Raw genomic sequence first — 18372 nt, forward strand, 5'->3', positions numbered from 1 at the left:
CTTAATTCTTCGCGACAGCGGGTTTGGCTGTCGTCGGCGCAGCTGGTTCACGCCAGCCGACGGCCAGGCCGTTGGCGTAACGCAGGTCGACGCTCGCAATGTTCGTAATCTGTTCTTTCAAGGTCTTGTCATAGATGGCAATAAAGCGGCGCATCTTTTCCACCAAGCGGTCGCGTCCCAGCAACAACTCGATGCCCGGGCCGGAACTGCCTGCCCCGGTGGTCAAAAACCAGCTGCCCCGCTCACGCAATTCCAGGCGTGCGATGGAGAAACCCAATGGCCGCAGCATCTGGCTCAGCGCCTGGTACTGCTGCATCACTTGTTGCTGCGCCCGCTGCGGCCCGAACAGCTGCGGCAGGTGCTCATAGTTGGCCACTTCACGCGGCGCAAACGCCTGGCCCTGGTTGTTCAACAGCGCGCCATCACCCCAACGGGCCACGGGCAGTTGTTCTTCCAGACGGATCGTCACCTGGTCCGGCCATACACGGCGGACTTCGGCGTGAGCGATCCACGGCATCTGTTCCAGTTCTGCGCGCATACCCGCCAGGTCGATGGTAAAGAAGCTCGCCGCCAGGTACGGGCCGATGCGCTGCTGTACCGCTTGCTGGCTGATGTAGCTCAAGTCGCCCTGCACGCTGATCTTGGTGATCGGCCGGTCGGCATACGGCAACAAGCGTTGTGCGCCCTCGTAAGTGCCGAAGCCCAACGCCACCAGCAACACCGGCCAGAACAGCGCTTTAAGAAAACCAAAGTTGGCTTTCGGCAGGCGCGCCGACATCGGCTCTTTAGCCACCATTCGGCTGGCACCTCGAGGCACCGGCTTGCGGCTGGGCACTGGAGGTTGCTGATGACGAAGCGATGCGCCGTTCATGGGGTTAGCCTCTTGGCTCAATGCTTGCGGCCAGGATCGCCAGCACTAACTGCTGGAAGTCCAGACCGGCAGCACGGGCTGCCATAGGTACCAGGCTGTGGTCGGTCATGCCGGGAGCGGTGTTGACTTCAAGGAACCAGAAATTCCCTTGGTCATCCTGCATCACGTCTGCCCGCGCCCAACCGGCGATACCCAGTGCCTCACAGGCTTTCGCCGTGAGGTCCATCAATTCCTGTTCCTTGGTTGCGTCGAGGCCACACGGGATCCGGTACTGAGTATCGGAAGCCACGTACTTGGCGTCGTAGTCGTAAAAGGTGTGGGGCGTGCCCAATGCGATAGGTGGCAATACCTGGCCACGCAGGGTGGCGATGGTGTACTCGGGACCCTGGATCCACTGTTCCACCAACACTTGCGAATCGTAGGTACTTGCCGCTTTCCATGCGTCGATCAATTCGGCGGCCGAGTTCACTTTGGCCATGCCGATACTGGAGCCTTCATGGGCAGGTTTGACGATCAAAGGCAGGCCCAGTTCCTTGGCTGCAGAAATACAATCGTCTTCGCTGCACAGCACGCTGTGACGTGGGGTTGGAATACCCAGGCTGTGCCACACCTGCTTGGTGCGCAACTTGTCCATGGCCAGTGCCGAAGCGAGGATTCCGCTGCCGGTGTAAGGGATGCCAGCGCACTCGAGCAAGCCTTGCATGCTGCCGTCTTCACCGCCACGGCCGTGCAGGATGATGAAGGCACGGTCGATCTTCTCGGCCTGCAAGCGGGCAAGGAAATCATCGCCCACATCGATACCGAATGCGTTTACGCCGGCGCTTTGCAGCGCTTCCAGTACAGCATTGCCGGACTTGAGCGAGACTTCGCGCTCAGCGCTCTTGCCGCCGAACAATACCGCTACGCGGCCGAAGTCGGCAGGCGTGATGGTCGAGAACAGGGTGTCGTAATGCGTGATCATTTCGACTTCCCCTTTGCAGCCGCAAACAGCGGGCTGGCGAGCAGCTTGGGCGCAAGGCCACCGATATCACCGGCGCCCTGGCACAGCAGGATGTCACCGGCACGCAGCAGCGGCTTGACGATCGGCGCCAGGTCCACACCGCGCTCGATGTAGATTGGGTCCAACTGGCCACGCTGACGGATGCTGTTGCACAGCTTGCGGCTGTCGGCGCCCGGAATCGGCTCTTCACCGGCCGGGTAGACTTCCATCAGCAGCAGCACGTTGGCATCGGCCAATACATTCACAAAGTCGTCGTACAGGTCGCGGGTGCGGCTGTAGCGATGCGGCTGGTAAACCATCACCAGACGGCGCTCCGGCCAGCCACCGCGCACGGCTTTAATAACGGCTGCAACTTCAGTTGGGTGGTGACCGTAGTCGTCCACCAGCATCACGTCGCCGCCTTCTACCGGCAGTTGACCGTAGACCTGGAAGCGCCGGCCGACACCGGCAAAGCGCGACAGGCCTTCGACGATGGCTTCATCGCTGACGCCTTCATCGGAAGCAATGCAAATGGTCGCCAGCGAGTTCAATACGTTGTGGTTGCCCGGCATGTTCACCGATACGTCCAACGGCTCGCGGTCAGGGCGCAGCACGGTGAAGAAGGTTTGCATGCCTTCCTGGCGCACATTGATCGCGCGCACGTCGGCGTCTTCGCTGAAGCCGTAGGTCACGGTTGGGCGTTTGACCGATGGCAGAATCTCACGCACCACCGGATCGTCCAGGCACACCACGGCCAAACCGTAGAACGGCAGGTTGTGCAGGAACTCGACGAAGGTTTTCTTCAACTTGTTGAAGTCACCGTCGTAGGTGGCCATGTGGTCTTCGTCGATGTTGGTCACCACAGCGACCAGCGGCTGCAGGTGCAGGAAGCTCGCATCACTTTCATCGGCTTCGGCGATCAGGTAACGGCTGGTGCCGAGCTGGGCATTGGTGCCGGCTGCATTCAGGCGACCACCAATCACGAAGGTCGGGTCCAGGCCACCGGCGGCGAACACCGAGGCGATCAAGCTGGTGGTGGTGGTTTTGCCGTGTGTACCGGCCACGGCGATACCGTGGCGATAGCGCATCAGCTCGGCCAGCATCTCGGCGCGCGGCACCACTGGAATACGGCGCTCAAGGGCGGTGGCCACTTCCGGGTTGGAGGTGTTCACGGCGCTGGACACTACCAGCACGTCAGCCTCGGCGGCGTTCTCGGCGCGGTGGCCGATAAAGATCTGTGCGCCGAAGGTTTTCAGGCGATCGGTCACCGGCGACTCTTTCAAGTCCGAGCCGGATACCTGATAACCCAGGTTCAGCAGCACTTCGGCAATCCCGCACATGCCCACGCCGCCGATGCCGACGAAGTGGATACGACGGATGCGGCGCATTTCGGGCTGCGGCATGGCTTTCTGATTCTCAACCATGGGCCACCTCCAGGCAGATATCGACCACGGTGCGGGTTGCGTCAGGTTTAGCCAGGCGGCTTGCGGTGCTCGCCATGCTGTTGAGTCGTTCCGGTTGCATCAAAACCTCGGTCAGGCGTGCGGCCAAATCGGCGGCGCCAGTCGTTCTTTGCGGCAGCAGGAAGGCAGCGCCCTCCCCGGCCAAATATTCGGCGTTGCGGGTCTGGTGATCGTCGATGGCGTGGGGCAAAGGCACCAGCAAGGACGGCAGACCGGCGGCGGCCAATTCACTGACGGTCAGCGCACCAGCGCGACAGACCACCAGGTCGGCCCAGCCATAGGCATGGGCCATGTCTTTGATAAAAGGCTGTACGTTCGCCTCGACACCGGCCTCGCGATAGCGGGCAGCGGTGATTTCATCGTGGTTTTTACCGGCCTGGTGGAACACTTCGGGACGCAGGTCCACGGGCAGCAGCGCCAAGGCTTCGGGCAGCAATTTGTTCAACGGCTCCGCGCCCAGGCTTCCGCCCAGGATCAGCAAGTGTGGCTTACGGCCCTCCAGCGCCTGACGGGCAATGGCCATGAACAGTTCGGTGCGCACCGGGTTGCCGGTGGTACGCAACTTGTCCGAGGCGCCAAAGGTCTTCGGGAACGCCTCGCACACTCGGCTGGCCAACGGCACCAACAGGCGGTTGGCAGTACCGGCAACGGCGTTCTGTTCGTGCACGATCACCGGTACGCCAGCGAGCTTGGCGGCCACACCACCAGGGCCAGTCACATAACCACCAAAGCCCAGCACGCACACCGGCTTCAACTCACGAATCACTTTGCGCGCCTGCCACACCGCCTTGAGCAACACGAACGGCGCCTTGAGCAGGGACAACTTACCCTTGCCACGCAAACCAGTGACGTTGATCAAGTGCAGCGGCAAGCCGGCATTCGGGACCAATTCGTTTTCGATGCCACGTGGCGTACCGAGCCAATGCACGGTGTAGCCACGGTTCTGGAATTCGCGCGCGCAAGCCAGGGCCGGGAACACATGGCCCCCGGTGCCGCCTGCCATGATCAGCACGTTAGCGCCCATGGTCCGGCTCCTCGGCAAAATCGCTCTCGCTGAATTCCATCTCTTCGCTGCCCAGGTGGGTGCGACTCTCCCACTCGATGCGCAGCAGCAAGCCCAGGCACACGCAGCAGATGACCAACGAGCTGCCGCCGTAGCTGAGAAACGGCAGGGTCAAACCCTTGGTCGGCAAGCGACCGATGTTTACCCCGATGTTGATCAGCACCTGACCAATCCACAAAAACGCCAAGCCGTAGGCGACATAAGCTGCGAAAAACTGCTTGGCTTTCTCGGCCCAAAGACCGATGTAAAGCGCCCGTACGCAGACGAACATGAACAGTGCAACGGTGCACAGCGAACCCACGGCACCGAGTTCTTCGGCCAGCACGGAGAACACGAAGTCGGTATGCGCTTCCGGCAGGTAAAACTGCTTCTGCACGCTATTGCCCAGCCCAACACCCAGCCATCCGCCGCGACCAAAGGCGATCAGCGCCTGGGTCAACTGGTAGCCGGAGCCGAACTGATCGGACCAGGGGTCGGTAAAGGTAATCAGGCGCGCCATACGGTACGGTTGTGCTTCCACCAGCAGGTAAACCGCGACCACCGCCAGCACCACCATCATGGCGAACCGGAACAAGCCCACACCGCCGAGAAACAGCATCGCCGCCGCCGCGCCCATCATTACGACGGTGGCACCGAAGTCGGGCTCCATCAGCAACAGGCCAGCCATGGGCAGCAGCACGATGAACGGCTTGAAGAAGCCCATCCAGCTTTCGCGTACTTCTTTCTGGCGACGGACCAGGTAACCGGCGAGGTAGATCACCACGAACACCTTGGCGATTTCCGACGGCTGCACGTTAAACGCGCCGAAGCCGATCCAGCGCATCGAACCGTTCACCTCACGGCCGATGCCGGGCAGGATCACCATGATCAACAAACCAAACGCGCCGATCAGCATCAGCCAACCCAGGCGCTGCCAGGTAGCGATGGGGATCATCATGGTGACGATGCAGGCGCCGAGACCGATCACCAGGTACACCAGGTGACGGATCATCATGTACAGGGTGTTGCCCGACTGCACTGCGGCCACTTCCGAGGACGCCGAAGTGATCATGACCAACCCCAGGCCCAGCAGCGCCAGGCAGCCGGCGAGCATCGGGAAGTCGAGGTCGATACCGCGACCGGTGATGATCGGCGATGGGTACGGCTTGATAATATTTCTGAAATTCATGCCAAGGCCTCCACGGCGCGTGCGAACAGCTGGCCGCGCTCTTCGTAGTTCTTGAACATGTCGAAACTGGCGCACGCCGGCGACAGCAACACCGCATCCCCCGGCTGGGCCAGGGCTTTGCATTGGGCAATCGCATCGTCCAGCGAGGTGGCGCGTACCTGCGGTACTGCGTCGCCCAACGCGGCGGCGATCAAGTCCGAGTCACGGCCGATCAGCACCACGGCGCGGCAATGTGCAGCCACCGGGCCTTTAAGGTCTTTGAAGTCGGCACCCTTGCCGTCGCCACCGGCGATCAGCACAAGCTTGCCGTCGATATCAGCGCCGAGCCCTTCGATGGCAGCCAGTGCGGCACCCACGTTGGTGGCCTTGGAATCGTTGTAGTAGCTCACGCCATTGAGGTCGCGCACCCACTGGCAGCGATGCTCGAGGCCGCCGAAGGTGCGCAGGCTCGACAGCATCGCATCAAATGGCAGGCCGACGGCGTGACCCAACGCCAGGGCCGCCAATGCATTGGATTGGTTGTGCGCGCCACGGATTTTCAATTCACGTACCGGCATCAGGTTCTGGAATTCGAAGGCCAGGTATTTCTCGCCGTTCTCTTCGCGAATGCCGAAGGCTTTGAAATCCGGTTTGCCCAGGCCAAAGGTCCAGCAGGGCATGCCTTCGCCCATCAGCGGACGGCTCAGGGCATCTTGGCGGTTGACCACAAATTGCCTGGCACCACGGAAAATCCGGTGCTTGGCCAGGTGGTACGCCGGCAGGCCGCTGTAGCGGTCCATGTGGTCTTCACTCACGTTCAACACGGTGGCGACTTCAGCCCCCAGATCGTGGGTGGTTTCGAGCTGGAAGCTCGATAGTTCCATCACGTACAACTCGATGTCGTCGCTGAGCAGGTCCAGCGCTGGCGTGCCGAGGTTACCGCCCACGGCCACGCGCTTGCCGGCCGCAGCCGCCATCTCGCCGACCAGGGTGGTCACGGTGCTTTTCGCGTTGGAGCCGCTGATGGCCACGATCGGTGCCTTCGCATAGCGCGCAAACAGGTCGATGTCGCCGGACAGCTTCACGCCACGCGCCGCTGCCGCTTGCAGGGCCGGTGTCGCCAAGGCCAGGCCGGGGCTCACGTAGAGCTCGTCGGCACGGCACAGAAACTCGACATCCAGCTCGCCACAACGCACTTCCACGTGCGGGTAGTCACGGCGCAGCGTGACCAGCTCCGGTGGATTTTCCCGCGTATCGGCCACGGCAAACGACGTGCCCCGGTTCGCCAGGAAGCGAACCAGGGACATGCCGCTCTTGCCGAGGCCGACAACGATGCGGAAGTGGTCTGAAGCGATCAGGGACACTCGTTTCTACCTCAGTTTCAGGGTGGCAAGGCCGACCAGTACCAGAATCACGGTGATGATCCAGAAACGGACAATCACACGCGGCTCTGGCCAGCCCTTGAGTTCAAAGTGGTGGTGAATCGGCGCCATACGGAACACGCGGCGCCCGGTCAATTTGAAGGAGGCCACCTGGATGACCACCGACAGGGTTTCCATCACGAACACACCGCCCATGATGAACAACACGATTTCCTGGCGGACGATCACCGCGATGGTGCCCAAGGCTGCGCCCAGCGCCAGCGCGCCGACGTCGCCCATGAAGACTTGTGCGGGATAGGTGTTGAACCACAGGAAGCCCAGGCCGGCACCGATCAGGGCGCCGCAGAACACGATCAACTCACCTGCGCCCGGCACATACGGGATCAGCAGGTATTCAGCGAATTTCACGTTACCCGACAGGTAGCAGAAGATACCGAGCGCACCGCCGACCATCACGGTCGGCATGATTGCCAGACCGTCGAGGCCATCAGTCAGGTTCACCGCGTTGCTGGAGCCGACGATCACGAAGTAGGTCAGCACCACAAAGCCAACGCCCAGTGGAATGCTGGCGTCCTTGAGCATCGGAATGATCAAGGTGGTTTCGACGGCGCTTGGCGCGGTCATGTACAGGAAGATCGCGGCGCCAAGGCCAAACACCGACTGCCAGAAGTACTTCCAGCGGCTGGGCAAACCCTTGGAGTTTTTCTCGATCACTTTGCGGTAGTCATCGACCCAGCCGATCGCGCCGAACAACAGGGTCACCAGCAGCACCGTCCAGACGTAGCGGTTATGCAGGTCGGCCCACAGCAAGGTGCTGATGCCGATGGAAGACAGGATCAGCGCACCGCCCATGGTCGGGGTGCCGGATTTGGACAGGTGCGACTGCGGGCCGTCATTACGAACCGATTGACCAATTTGCAGGTTCTGCAGGGTGCGGATCATCCACGGCCCCAGGAACAGCGACAAAGACAGCGCAGTCAGCACACCCAGGATCCCGCGCAGGGTCAGGTACTGAAAGACCGCGAAGCCTTTGTGGAACTGTTGCAGATACTCAGCCAGCAGCAGCAGCATTAATGTTTCTCCGTACTTGAGCCACACAAGGCCGCGACGACGTTTTCCATCACCGCGCTGCGCGATCCCTTGATCAAAATGGTTGTGTGTTTGTCGTGTTCAGCCGCCACCAGTGCCTGGATCAGCTCGGCCTGGGTAGCGAAATGCCGCGCACCGAGGCCGAAGGCGTCAACGGCGTGGGCCATGTTCGGGCCAACGGCGTAAAGCGCGTCGACTTTACCGCTCGCGTAGGCGCCGACTTCACGGTGGGACTGCTCGGCCCAGTCGCCCAATTCGGCGATATCGCCCAGCACCAGCACCTTGCGCCCGGCGAAGCTTTTAAGCAGGTCAATAGCGGCGCAGACGGAGGACTGGTTGGCGTTGTAGGTGTCATCAATCACACGCATGCCATTGGTCGCCAGTTGTGCCACGGTGCGGCCTTTGACTGGCTGCACCGCGCCCAGGCCGGTGGCGATACCGAACAGTGATACGCCCAGGGCGGAGGCGGCAGCGGCGGCGGCCAAGGCATTGGCGACGTTATGGTTGCCCAGCAGGTTCAGTTGCACGTGCTCGCTGCCTTGCGGTGTGTGCAAGGTGAAGGACGGGCAACCACGGGCGTCGACGGTGATGTCGGCTGCGTGGAAATCAGCCGCCGCGTTGAGCACGGCAAACGTCAGCACCTTGCGACCGGCGGCGCGCACACGCCAGGTCTCGAAGGCTTTGTCGTCAAGGTTCAATACTGCGGTGCCCGAGGCATCGAGGCCTTCGAGGATTTCGCCCTTGGCTTCGACGATTTTTTCCGGGCCACCGAACTCGCCCACGTGGGCGGTGCCGGCATTGTTGATAATTGCCACGTGAGGCTTGGTCAGCGCCACGGTGTAAGCAATTTCGCCGACGCGCGAAGCGCCCAGCTCGATTACCGCCGCGGTGTGTTCCGGGGCCAGTTCGAGCAGGGTCAATGGAGCGCCGAAATCATTGTTCAGGTTGCCACGGGTGGCGAGCACCGGCCCGCGTGTGCGCAGCACGCCGGCAAGCAGTTCCTTGACCGTGGTTTTGCCGCTGGAGCCAGTGATGGCGGCAACGGGCTTATCAAATGCGGCGCGGTTCAGCGCGCCCAACAGCCCGAGGGCCAGGCGGGTATCGGCGACCAGCAATTGCGGCAGCGTCGAGTCCGTGACTTCACGCTGCACCAAGGCACCCACGGCACCTTTGGCGGCTACTTCGTTCAGGTAGTCGTGCCCATCGAAACGTGGGCCGGCCAGTGCAATAAACAGTTGCCCCGGCTTGATGTTGCGACTGTCGATACTGACGCCGTCGAAGCTGCAATCGCTCGACACTACACGGGCCGACAAGGCCTGGGTCAGTTCGCTGAACTTCATCGCTTTAAGCATGGGCGACCTCCCAGGCAGTCAGGGCGTGATCAGCCTCGACCAGATCGGAGAAGGCATGGCGTTCGCCGTTGATTTCCTGGTAGTCCTCGTGACCTTTACCAGCCAGTACCACCACGTCCTCAGCACTGGCGCTGGCGATCAGCTGGGCAATGGCGGCGCCGCGACCGGCAACGAAGGTGGCCTTGGTGGCGTCTTTAAAGCCGACACGGATGTCGTCGAAAATCTGGTTCGGGTCTTCGCTGCGTGGGTTGTCGTCGGTCACGAGCACGCCATCGGCCAGGCGCTCGACGATTTCAGCCATCAGCGGGCGCTTGCCGCGATCACGGTCACCGCCGCAGCCGAACAGGCAGAGCAATTTGCCCTTGGCGTGTGGGCGCAGGGCTTCGAGGACTTTTTCCAGCGCGTCCGGCGTGTGGGCGTAATCGACCACCACCAGTGGCTGAGAGCCGCCACCCAAACGCTGCATACGGCCGGCCGGGCCTTCGAGTTTGGGCAGCACGCGCAGGATTTCGTCCAGGGCGTAATCCAGGCCAAGCAATGCGCCAACAGCCGCGAGCACGTTGCTCAGGTTGAAACGCCCAAGCAAGGTGCTGCGCAAGTGGTGTTCGCCCTGGGGCGTGATCAGCGTGGCGAGCACGCCTTCGTCATTAAATTGGGCTTCACGGCAATACAGATACGCGCTGGAATCTTCCAGGCTGTAGGTGATCAGGCGTGCTTCGCTGTCTTCGGCAGCCAGTTGGCGGCCGAATGCGTCATCCAGGTTTACCACCCGGCACTTCAGGTCATTCCAGGCGAACAGCTTGGCCTTGGCGGCGGCGTACGCCTCCATGGTGCCGTGGTAGTCGAGGTGGTCGCGAGACAGGTTGGTCATTACCGCCACGTCAAACGCCAAGGCAGTCACACGGCCCTGGTCCAGACCGTGGGATGACACTTCCATGGCAACCGCCTTGGCACCGGCCTTTTTCAGGTCGGCCAGGGTCGCTTGCACGGCGATCGGGTTCGGCGTGGTGTGCAGGCCGCTTTGCAGCGCACCGTAAAAACCCGTGCCCAGGGTACCGACAATGCCGCAATGCTGGCCCAGCAGGTCGAGTGCCTGCGCAACCAATTGGGTCACGCTGGTCTTGCCATTGGTGCCAGTCACACCGATCAGGTTCAACTGACGGCTCGGGTCACCATAAAAACGCCCGGCGATGTCCGACAGTTGCGCGGCCAGGCCCTTGACCGGAATCAAGGGCACGTCGGTGATCGGCAGCACGGTGGCGCCTTCCACTTCATAAGCCACGGCGGCCGCGCCTCGTTGCAGGGCATCGGCGATATGTGCACGGCCATCGAGCTTGCCGCCGGGCACCGCCAGGAACAGATCACCGGCGCGTACATTACGGCTGTCCAGGCTCAATTCACGAATCAGCAGATCGCGTCCGGCGTGGGCAAAAATCTTGTTCAGGCTAAGAGACATCAGCCGCGCCCTCCATTGGCTTTGACAGCTGCGGCCGGTGGTCCTGCGTTCGCTTGTTGAGTCGGCGGCAGGTTGTCCGGCGTAATATTCATCAGGCGCAGGGTGCCGGACATCACTTTGCTGAATACCGGAGCCGACACCAGGCCACCGAAGTAGCCGGCCTTGCTCGGTTCATCAATCACTACGACGATGGCGTAGCGCGGATCGCTCATCGGACCGAAGCCGGCGAACAGCGAGCGGTAAGAGTTTTCGGCGTAGCCCTTGGTGCCGACCGAGGTTTTACGTGCAGTACCGGACTTGCCGGCCACGTGATAAGCCGGCACCTGTGCCCGGAACACACCGCGCGGGGCTTCGATCACTTGTTGCAGCATGCCTTGTATGGTCTTGGCGACTTTTTCCGGGATTACCTGGGTGGCTTTCGGCGCTTCGTCGACGTGGATCAAGCTCAGTGGAACCATACGGCCATTATTGGCCAATACAGAGAAAGCATGGGCCAGCTGGATCGCGGTTACCGACAGGCCGTAGCCGTAGGAGAGCGTGGCAGTCTCGGCTTTTTTCCAGTCGCGGTAGTTCGGCAGGTTGCCCACGCGCTCGCCTGGGAAATCCAGGCCGGTGGGTTGGCCCAAGCCGATTTTTTGCGCCAGGTGATAGATGGTTTCGCCGCCGATATCGAAGGCGACCTTACTCATGCCGACGTTACTGGAGTTGATCAGGATGCCTGTCAAATCCAACACCGGCCCTTCGCTGCGGGACACGTCACGAATGGTGTATTTGCCCAACTGCAAGGTGCCTGGGTAAACCTCGACCTTGTCGCTCGGCTTCCAGCGCCCGGTTTCCAGGGCGGCACTCATGGAAATGGCTTTCATGGTCGAACCCGGCTCGAACACGTCGATCATGGCGCGGTTACGCATCATCGCCGGTTGCAGGTTGCGACGGTTGTTCGGGTTGTAGGTCGGCTGGTTGACCATGGCGAGGATCTCGCCGGTCTTGACGTCCATGATCACCAGGCTACCGGCCTTGGCGCCGTTCTCGATGATCGCGTTACGCAGCTCGCGGTTGGCCAGGTACTGCAGACGCAGGTCAATCGACAACGCCAAGGGCTTACCGGCCTTGGCGTTTTTGGTCACCTGGACATCTTTAATCAGTCTGCCGCGTCGATCCTTGATGACCTGCCGTTTGCCGGGCACGCCGGCCAGCCATTCGTCGTAGGCCAGCTCCACACCTTCACGGCCGTGGTCATCAATGTCGGTAAAGCCAACCATATGCGCGGTGGTTTCACCCGCCGGGTAGAAACGACGAAACTCCTCGATGCCATAGACACCGGGGACTTTAAGGTCGAGCACTTGCTGGCCCTGCTCAGGCGTCAGCCCACGCACCAGATAGATGAATTCCTTGTTGGCCTGGGCTTCCAGACGCTCGCTCAAGGCTTTAGGGTCCTGGCCCAGCGCGGCAGCCAGCTCAGGCCATTTGTCCTTGGCGGTTTGCAGCTCCTTGGCATTGGCCCACAGGGTGGTCACCGGCGTACTCACGGCCAGAGGTTCGCCGTTACGGTCGGTGATCAGGCCGCGGTGCGCAGGAATCGGGATATGCCGCAGGCTACGGGCATTACCCTCGCCGATCAGGAAGTCGCGGTCGATCACTTGCAGATCGATAATCCGCCATGCAATCGCGCCAGCCATCAAAGCCAAGATGCCGAGCATCAGGCGAAAGCGCCACGGGTAAAGTGCACCTTCAAGTTTCATCATGGCGCCACCATCCGCACTTCGGCCGCACCAGGAATGTGCATTTTCAGCTGTTCGGTGGCCAGCACTTCAATACGGCTATGGGCCGTCCAGGTGCTTTGCTCAAGGATCAACCGGCCCCATTCCGCCTGCGCTTTGTCACGCACGCTCAATTCCCCGTACAGGGTGTTAAGCAATTGACGGTTGTAGTGGGCGCTGTAAGACACCGCAATTGCGGACACCAGCACGCCGACAAACAACAGCAACATAAAGAAGCTGCCGCCCGGGAGGGGCTTGGCGAAAAGCTTGCTCACCGCAGCTTCTCCGCGACGCGCATAACGGCGCTACGGGAACGTGGGTTGGCCTTGAGTTCGGCTTCGGAGGCGAACTGCGCTTTGCCATGGATTTTGATTTTCGGCACAAAGGCTTCGAAACGCACCGGCAGGTTGCGCGGCAGGTTATCGGACTCGCCCTTGACCAGACGACGCATGAACAGTTTGACGATGCGGTCTTCCAGGGAGTGGAAGCTGATCACCACCAGGCGACCACCCACTTCCAAGGCATCCAGTGCGGCTTCGAGGCCGGCTTCCAGATCGCCCAGTTCGTTATTGACGTGAATGCGCAAACCCTGGAACGCACGGGTTGCCGGGTTCTTGCCCTTTTCCCACGCAGGGTTTGCGACCTTGAGCACTTCAGCCAGGTCGGCGGTGCGCTCGAACGGCTGGATTTCACGGCGCTCAACCACGGCACGGGCCATGCGGCCGGCGAAGCGTTCTTCGCCGTATTCCTTGAACACGCGGGTAATTTCTTCATGGGGCGCAGTGGCGATGAACTGCGCAGCGCTGATGCCACGAGTCGGGTCCATGCGCATGTCGAGAGGGCCGTCGTTCATGAAACTGAAGCCGCGCTCGGGGTCGTCAAGCTGTGGCGAAGATACGCCCAAGTCGAGCAAAACCCCGGCTACCTTACCTGCCATGCCGCGCTCGGCGACTTCGGCACCCAGCTCGGCAAAGCTGCGCTGCACAACGACAAAGCGGCCGTCTTCGGCCGCTAGCGCTTGCCCGGTGGCAATCGCTTGAGGGTCTTTGTCGAACCCGAGGAGTTTACCGTCGGAGCCGAGCTGGCTGAGTAACAACCGGCTGTGCCCGCCCCTGCCGAAGGTGCCATCCACATAGCAGCCATCCGCGCGTACGGCGAGAGCCTCAACGGCTTCGTCAAGCAGTACGGTGATGTGGTTAAAGCCGCTATCAATAGTCACAGGATCAAATCACGCAGTTCATCAGGCATAGCGCCCGGTTGTTGAATAGCAGCCAGGTCTGCTGCAGAAACAGCATCCCAGGCATCTTCGTCCCACAATTGGAACTTGTTCAGCTGGCCCACCAGCATTGCGCGCTTATCCAGCTTGGCGTACTCGCGCAAGCGCGGCGGCACCAGGAAACGACCACTGCCATCGAGTTCAAGGTCGACGGCATTACCGATCAGCAGACGCTGCAGGCGGCGGTTTTCTTCACGCAATGAAGGCAGAGCGCGCAACTTGGTTTCGATCAACTCCCACTCATCGAGGGGGTAAACACACAAACAAGGGTCAACGGCGTCAATCGTGATGATTAACTGGCCTGAACTTCGCGAAATGAGCTCGTCACGATACCGGCTCGGCATGGCGAGACGGCCTTTTGCATCGAGACTGATAGCGTTAGCTCCGCGAAACACAGATGCGCTTCTCCAAATTTTAGCGTTTTACGTTCAAAAAACCCACTTTGTGCCACTTTCCGCCACTTGCGCACACTATAGGAATGCGCCCACCACACCGTCAAGGCGCGGATTCAAGGAAAAGCCTTACAGAACGGAGATTTAGGAACGTAAAAGGAGGAGAAACGCGAGTTTGGCGATGTTTTTGACTCAGCAACCGCAAATAGCTCATGGAGCTACGGCTTAAAGTTAAAGTAATTTATTAAGAGTAAGATTTTTTTGGTATTACGAAGATGCATCTGCCAATGATTTGGCAGGGAGGGATTCTTGCGTTACTACCGGTTTTCTGCACGAGATTCGGGCAGAAGGAAAAAAGGTGGAGAGTCGATCTGTAAGCCGGGTTCTGTCTTGAACAGTCATTCGTCTACGATGGCCATCACTGGACATCTTTAGCAACCTACCCGGTCCCAGCGCGGGCCACGCCTTGGGACCCTATTTGGTCTTGCTCCAAGTGGGGTTTACCTAGCCACGAACTGTTGCCAGTCGTGCGGTGCGCTCTTACCGCACCTTTTCACCCTTACCGGCACCGAAGTGCTTAGGCGGTTATTTTCTGTGGCACTTTCCGTAGGCTCACGCCTCCCAGGCATTACCTGGCACTTCGCCCTATGGAGCCCGGACTTTCCTCCCCCCCCTAATTTTCATAGAGGGCAGCGACTGTCCAATCGACTCTCCGCCGCGCAGGTTAACGGCACGACGGCTTGAGGACAAGTATTAAAAGTGCAGCAATGCCATCACGTTCGGACGGGATACCGGCGTAACCCCGGAACTATTCGGCTTTCTGCTTATCCAGCGCGACTTGATACAGCACGTTCTTACGCAAGCCGGTAATTTCAGCCGCCAGGGCTGCCGCACGCTTCAGGGGCATTTCCTTAAGCAGCAGATCCAGGATGCGCATAGCCTCGCTGCCCACCGCATCTTCATTTTCCGGTGCGGTCCAGCCGGCCACCAGCACCACGCACTCACCGCGCTGCTGGTTGCTGTCGCCCTCAACGAACGCACGCAGTTCTTCCAACGGCAAACCTTTGAGGGTCTCGAAGGTTTTGGTCAGCTCCCGAGCCAACAGCGCCAGGCGTTCGCCGCCGAACACCAGCTCCATGTCCTGCAAGCACTCGAGAATGCGGTGCGGCGCCTCGTAAAAGATCAACGTACGCGGCTCTTCCTTTAACGCTTGCAGTCGCGCACGGCGCCCAACCGCCTTGGCGGGCAGGAAACCTTCGAAGATAAAACGGTCCGACGGCAACCCGGCGGCCGATAATGCCGCAATCAGCGCGCACGCTCCCGGAACTGGCACTACATTGATACCAGCGGCACGCGCCTGGCGAACCAGGTGATAGCCAGGGTCGGAAATCAACGGAGTGCCGGCATCCGAGATCAACGCCACATCGTCACCCGCCAGCAAGCGCGTGATAAAACGGCTGCCTTCTTCTCGCTCGTTATGCTCATGGCACGCGGCTAATGGCGTGCTGATGCCAAAATGCTGCATCAAACGCTGGGAGTGCCGCGTGTCTTCCGCCGCGATCAATTTTACGTCACGCAACACTTTCAGCGCCCGAGCACTGATGTCGTCCAGGTTGCCAATGGGCGTCGCCACGACAAAAAGCGAGCCTGCAGTGGAATTCAAAGGACCTGGAGCAGTCAAAACGCACACCTCGATGGTAAGGAAAAGTCGCATTGTAGCGCGTAGGCGCCCCGATAATATGCCCTCGAGGTCGGCCATCGATGCCGGCTCGCAACATTTACACGACCTAAATCGATGGTTTCACGCCAGTAACATCGCGCCTGGGCCAGTGCTTGGGTACAATTCCACGCTAATTTGATCGGTATCAGGAACACTTACATGATCGCTTGCCTGCGGCTGCTCTCCGCCCTCTGCCTCGCTGCCTTACTGGCCGCGTGCGCCAGCTCGCCCTCGTCCAGCCTTGGCGACCTCCCCCGGACCCCGGATGCCAGTATCGAGCAACTGCTCGAACAGGCCACCAAGGCCAGTACGCCAGAAAAGGCCGCGATGCTGCGCCTGAGTGCGGCAGACCTGGCCTACCACCAGAACAACCCTGGCCGCTCGTCGCAGATTCTTGCGCAGGTGCCCCTGGATGTCCTGAAGCCGGCCGCACAAGTCTTTGCCAGCACCCTGGCCGCGGAACTGGCCATGGCGCGCAACCAACCCAAAGCGGCTCTGGCCGCCCTGAACCACCCCAGCCTGCAAAGCCTGAAGGAGCTGCCGACTGACCAGCAGATCCGTACCGGCACCGTGCATGCTCGCGCCTATGAAGCCGATGGCCAGACTATGGCTGCCGCGCGTGAGCGGGTGGCCATGGCCCCGTTGCTGACGGGTGATGCCGCCAAGAGCAACCACGAAGCCATCTGGGCGCTGGTCGCCGCGCTGCCTGCAGAGCAACTGCAAGCCAGCGGCAACCCGACCCTCGACGGCTGGATCACCCTGGCCCAGGCAATCAAAGGCGCCGGCACCCTGGAACAACAGCAAGCCGCCATTGATACCTGGCGCGCGCAGAACCCAGGCCACCCGGCGGCAGTCAACCTGCCGACCCCGCTGACCAAGCTCAAGGAGCTGGCCAGCCAGCCGTTGACCAAAATCGCGTTGCTGCTGCCGCAGGAAGGCCCTTTGGCGGCGGTCGGCAAGGCGCTGCGTGAAGGCTTCATGGCGGCGCACTTCCAGGCTGAACAAGCCGGGCAGAAGCCGCCGGTGATCGAGTTCTATGACAGCTCGCGCCTGACCTCCCTCGACGACTTCTACGCCAAGGCCCAGGCTGCCGGCGTGCAACTGGTAGTCGGCCCGCTGGAGAAACCACTGGTCAAGCAGCTCGCCTCCCGCGGGCAATTGCCGATCACCACCCTGGGCCTGAACTACAGCGAACTTAACGAAAACCCGCCGCAACTGTTCCAGTTCGGCCTGGCCGCTGAAGACGAAGCCCGCGAAGTCTCGCGTCGCGCCCGTGCCGACGGCCTGCACCGCGCCGCCGCCATGGTGCCGCGTGGCGAATGGGGTGAGCGCGTCTATAAAGCCTTCCGTCAGGACTGGGAAGCCAACGGCGGCACCGTGGTTGGCGTTGAGTACGTCGATCAGCCGGTGGCCCTCGCCCAGCAGATTGCTGACCTGTTCCAACTGCGTAAAAGCGAAGGCCGCGCCAAGAGCCTGCAAAGCACCGTCGGCACCGACGTCGCCGCGCAACCTTCGCGCCGCCAGGACATCGAGTTCATCTTCCTGGCTGTGACGCCGCAACTGGCCCAGCAGATCAAACCGACACTTAACTTCCAGTACGCCGGTGATGTGCCTGTGTATGCGACGTCCCACGTGTTCAGCGCCAGCGGCGACAAAAACCAGTACCTGGACATGACCAACGTGATGTTCTGCGAAACCCCGTGGCTGCTCAACACCACCGACCCGCTGCGCAACCAGGTTGCCGCGCAATGGCCACAGGCCAATGGCAGCCTTGGCCGCCTGTATGCGATGGGCGTGGACGCCTACCGCCTGGCACCGCGCCTGGGCCAACTCAAGGCACTGCCGGACACTCGCGTTGACGGCCTGTCGGGCAACCTGGGTATCGGCGCCTACCAGCGTGTTGACCGCCAGATGCCATGGGCGAAGTTCGTCGGCGGCGAGATTCAACGCCTGCCGGACACCCCGCGCTGATGCTCGAGCGGTCCAGCGCACAAAGCGGCAAGGACGCCGAACTGCAAGCTCTGAACTATCTGCAACAACAGGGTCTGCGCCTTCTGGCGCAGAACTGGTTATGTAAACGCGGTGAGCTTGATCTGGTCATGCTTGACGGCGATACAGTAGTATTCGTCGAAGTCCGCTACAGAAAACACGCACAATGGGGTGGCGCGCTCGCCAGTATCGATGGGCGCAAGCGTCAGAAGCTGATACTCGCCGCGCAGTTTTTCCTGCAAAAAGAGCATCGCTGGGCTGACAGCCCCTGCCGTTTCGATGTGGTTGCCATGGAAAGCACACCGGCAGGCCCAGCTGATTTGAACTGGCTCAAGAATGCCTTCGACAGCTGATTGCCCGGATATCTTCACCACACACTTTTGCTCTTTGCTTTGCGGGCTGCACATTTCTGTGCCAAACAGCCGCGCTACTT

The 18372-nt window shown here is 61.0% G+C and carries 16 protein-coding genes and 1 other RNA gene; 2 read left to right on the plus strand and 15 right to left on the minus strand.

Going from position 1 to position 18372, the window contains the following annotated elements:
- Window position 1 precedes the first annotated feature (1 nt).
- The 15 genes from ACQY47_RS09765 to rsmI form a co-directional block, all read right to left on the minus strand.
- Window positions 2-871: a cell division protein FtsQ/DivIB gene (locus ACQY47_RS09765; protein WP_017138182.1), complete on the minus strand. Its 870-nt coding sequence runs from the start codon at window positions 869-871 to the stop codon at window positions 2-4.
- 4 nt (window positions 872-875) lie between these two features.
- Window positions 876-1832 (minus strand): D-alanine--D-alanine ligase, encoded by a 957-nt coding sequence (locus ACQY47_RS09770; protein ID WP_017138183.1) that lies wholly within the window; start codon window positions 1830-1832, stop codon window positions 876-878.
- Entirely contained in the window at window positions 1829-3274 is a 1446-nt protein-coding gene (murC, locus tag ACQY47_RS09775; RefSeq protein ID WP_017138184.1) for a UDP-N-acetylmuramate--L-alanine ligase, read from the minus strand. Before murC ends, ACQY47_RS09770 begins: the two co-directional genes overlap by 4 nt.
- Complete coding sequence (gene murG, locus ACQY47_RS09780) at window positions 3267-4337, minus strand: undecaprenyldiphospho-muramoylpentapeptide beta-N-acetylglucosaminyltransferase (protein WP_017138185.1); 1071 nt, start codon at window positions 4335-4337, stop codon at window positions 3267-3269. The genes murC and murG overlap by 8 nt, the downstream gene beginning before the upstream one ends.
- Window positions 4327-5544 (minus strand): putative lipid II flippase FtsW, encoded by a 1218-nt coding sequence (gene ftsW, locus ACQY47_RS09785; protein ID WP_020372698.1) that lies wholly within the window; start codon window positions 5542-5544, stop codon window positions 4327-4329. Before ftsW ends, murG begins: the two co-directional genes overlap by 11 nt.
- A complete protein-coding gene (gene murD / locus ACQY47_RS09790; protein WP_170036289.1) occupies window positions 5541-6887 on the minus strand; it encodes a UDP-N-acetylmuramoyl-L-alanine--D-glutamate ligase in 1347 nt (448 codons plus the stop codon). The genes ftsW and murD overlap by 4 nt, the downstream gene beginning before the upstream one ends.
- 6 nt (window positions 6888-6893) lie before the next feature.
- Window positions 6894-7976 (minus strand): phospho-N-acetylmuramoyl-pentapeptide-transferase, encoded by a 1083-nt coding sequence (mraY, locus tag ACQY47_RS09795; RefSeq protein ID WP_017138188.1) that lies wholly within the window; start codon window positions 7974-7976, stop codon window positions 6894-6896.
- Window positions 7976-9346: a UDP-N-acetylmuramoyl-tripeptide--D-alanyl-D-alanine ligase gene (locus ACQY47_RS09800; RefSeq protein WP_017138189.1), complete on the minus strand. Its 1371-nt coding sequence runs from the start codon at window positions 9344-9346 to the stop codon at window positions 7976-7978. Before ACQY47_RS09800 ends, mraY begins: the two co-directional genes overlap by 1 nt.
- On the minus strand, window positions 9339-10802 hold the full coding sequence (locus ACQY47_RS09805; RefSeq protein ID WP_428557022.1) for a UDP-N-acetylmuramoyl-L-alanyl-D-glutamate--2,6-diaminopimelate ligase: 1464 nt from the start codon (window positions 10800-10802) through the stop codon (window positions 9339-9341). The genes ACQY47_RS09800 and ACQY47_RS09805 overlap by 8 nt, the downstream gene beginning before the upstream one ends.
- Window positions 10802-12544 (minus strand): peptidoglycan D,D-transpeptidase FtsI family protein, encoded by a 1743-nt coding sequence (locus ACQY47_RS09810; RefSeq protein WP_169986985.1) that lies wholly within the window; start codon window positions 12542-12544, stop codon window positions 10802-10804. Before ACQY47_RS09810 ends, ACQY47_RS09805 begins: the two co-directional genes overlap by 1 nt.
- Window positions 12544-12837, minus strand: coding sequence for a cell division protein FtsL (gene ftsL / locus ACQY47_RS09815; protein WP_003216203.1), 294 nt, complete (start codon window positions 12835-12837; stop codon window positions 12544-12546). Before ftsL ends, ACQY47_RS09810 begins: the two co-directional genes overlap by 1 nt.
- A complete protein-coding gene (gene rsmH, locus ACQY47_RS09820; protein WP_428557023.1) occupies window positions 12834-13781 on the minus strand; it encodes a 16S rRNA (cytosine(1402)-N(4))-methyltransferase RsmH in 948 nt (315 codons plus the stop codon). The genes ftsL and rsmH overlap by 4 nt, the downstream gene beginning before the upstream one ends.
- Window positions 13778-14233, minus strand: coding sequence for a division/cell wall cluster transcriptional repressor MraZ (gene mraZ, locus ACQY47_RS09825; RefSeq protein WP_003171868.1), 456 nt, complete (start codon window positions 14231-14233; stop codon window positions 13778-13780). The genes rsmH and mraZ overlap by 4 nt, the downstream gene beginning before the upstream one ends.
- 355 nt (window positions 14234-14588) lie before the next feature.
- An RNA gene (gene rnpB, locus ACQY47_RS09830) (RNase P RNA component class A) lies at window positions 14589-14942 on the minus strand.
- Window positions 14943-15038: 96 nt separating this feature from the next.
- Window positions 15039-15944 carry a 16S rRNA (cytidine(1402)-2'-O)-methyltransferase gene (gene rsmI, locus ACQY47_RS09835; RefSeq protein ID WP_017138193.1) on the minus strand — a complete coding sequence of 302 codons (906 nt, stop codon included), beginning with the start codon at window positions 15942-15944 and terminating at the stop codon, window positions 15039-15041.
- A 165-nt stretch (window positions 15945-16109) separates the two neighbouring features.
- On the opposite strand from rsmI, the gene ACQY47_RS09840 reads away from it, so the two are divergent.
- Together ACQY47_RS09840 and ACQY47_RS09845 are read left to right on the plus strand one after the other, a co-directional pair.
- Window positions 16110-17921, plus strand: a complete 1812-nt coding sequence (locus ACQY47_RS09840; protein WP_017138194.1) for a penicillin-binding protein activator — start codon at window positions 16110-16112, stop codon at window positions 17919-17921.
- Window positions 17921-18292 (plus strand): YraN family protein, encoded by a 372-nt coding sequence (locus ACQY47_RS09845; protein WP_017138195.1) that lies wholly within the window; start codon window positions 17921-17923, stop codon window positions 18290-18292. Before ACQY47_RS09840 ends, ACQY47_RS09845 begins: the two co-directional genes overlap by 1 nt.
- Window positions 18293-18372 lie beyond the last annotated feature (80 nt).

It is taken from the genome of Pseudomonas edaphica (genome assembly GCF_965277385.1).
Lineage (GTDB): Bacteria > Pseudomonadota > Gammaproteobacteria > Pseudomonadales > Pseudomonadaceae > Aquipseudomonas > Aquipseudomonas edaphica.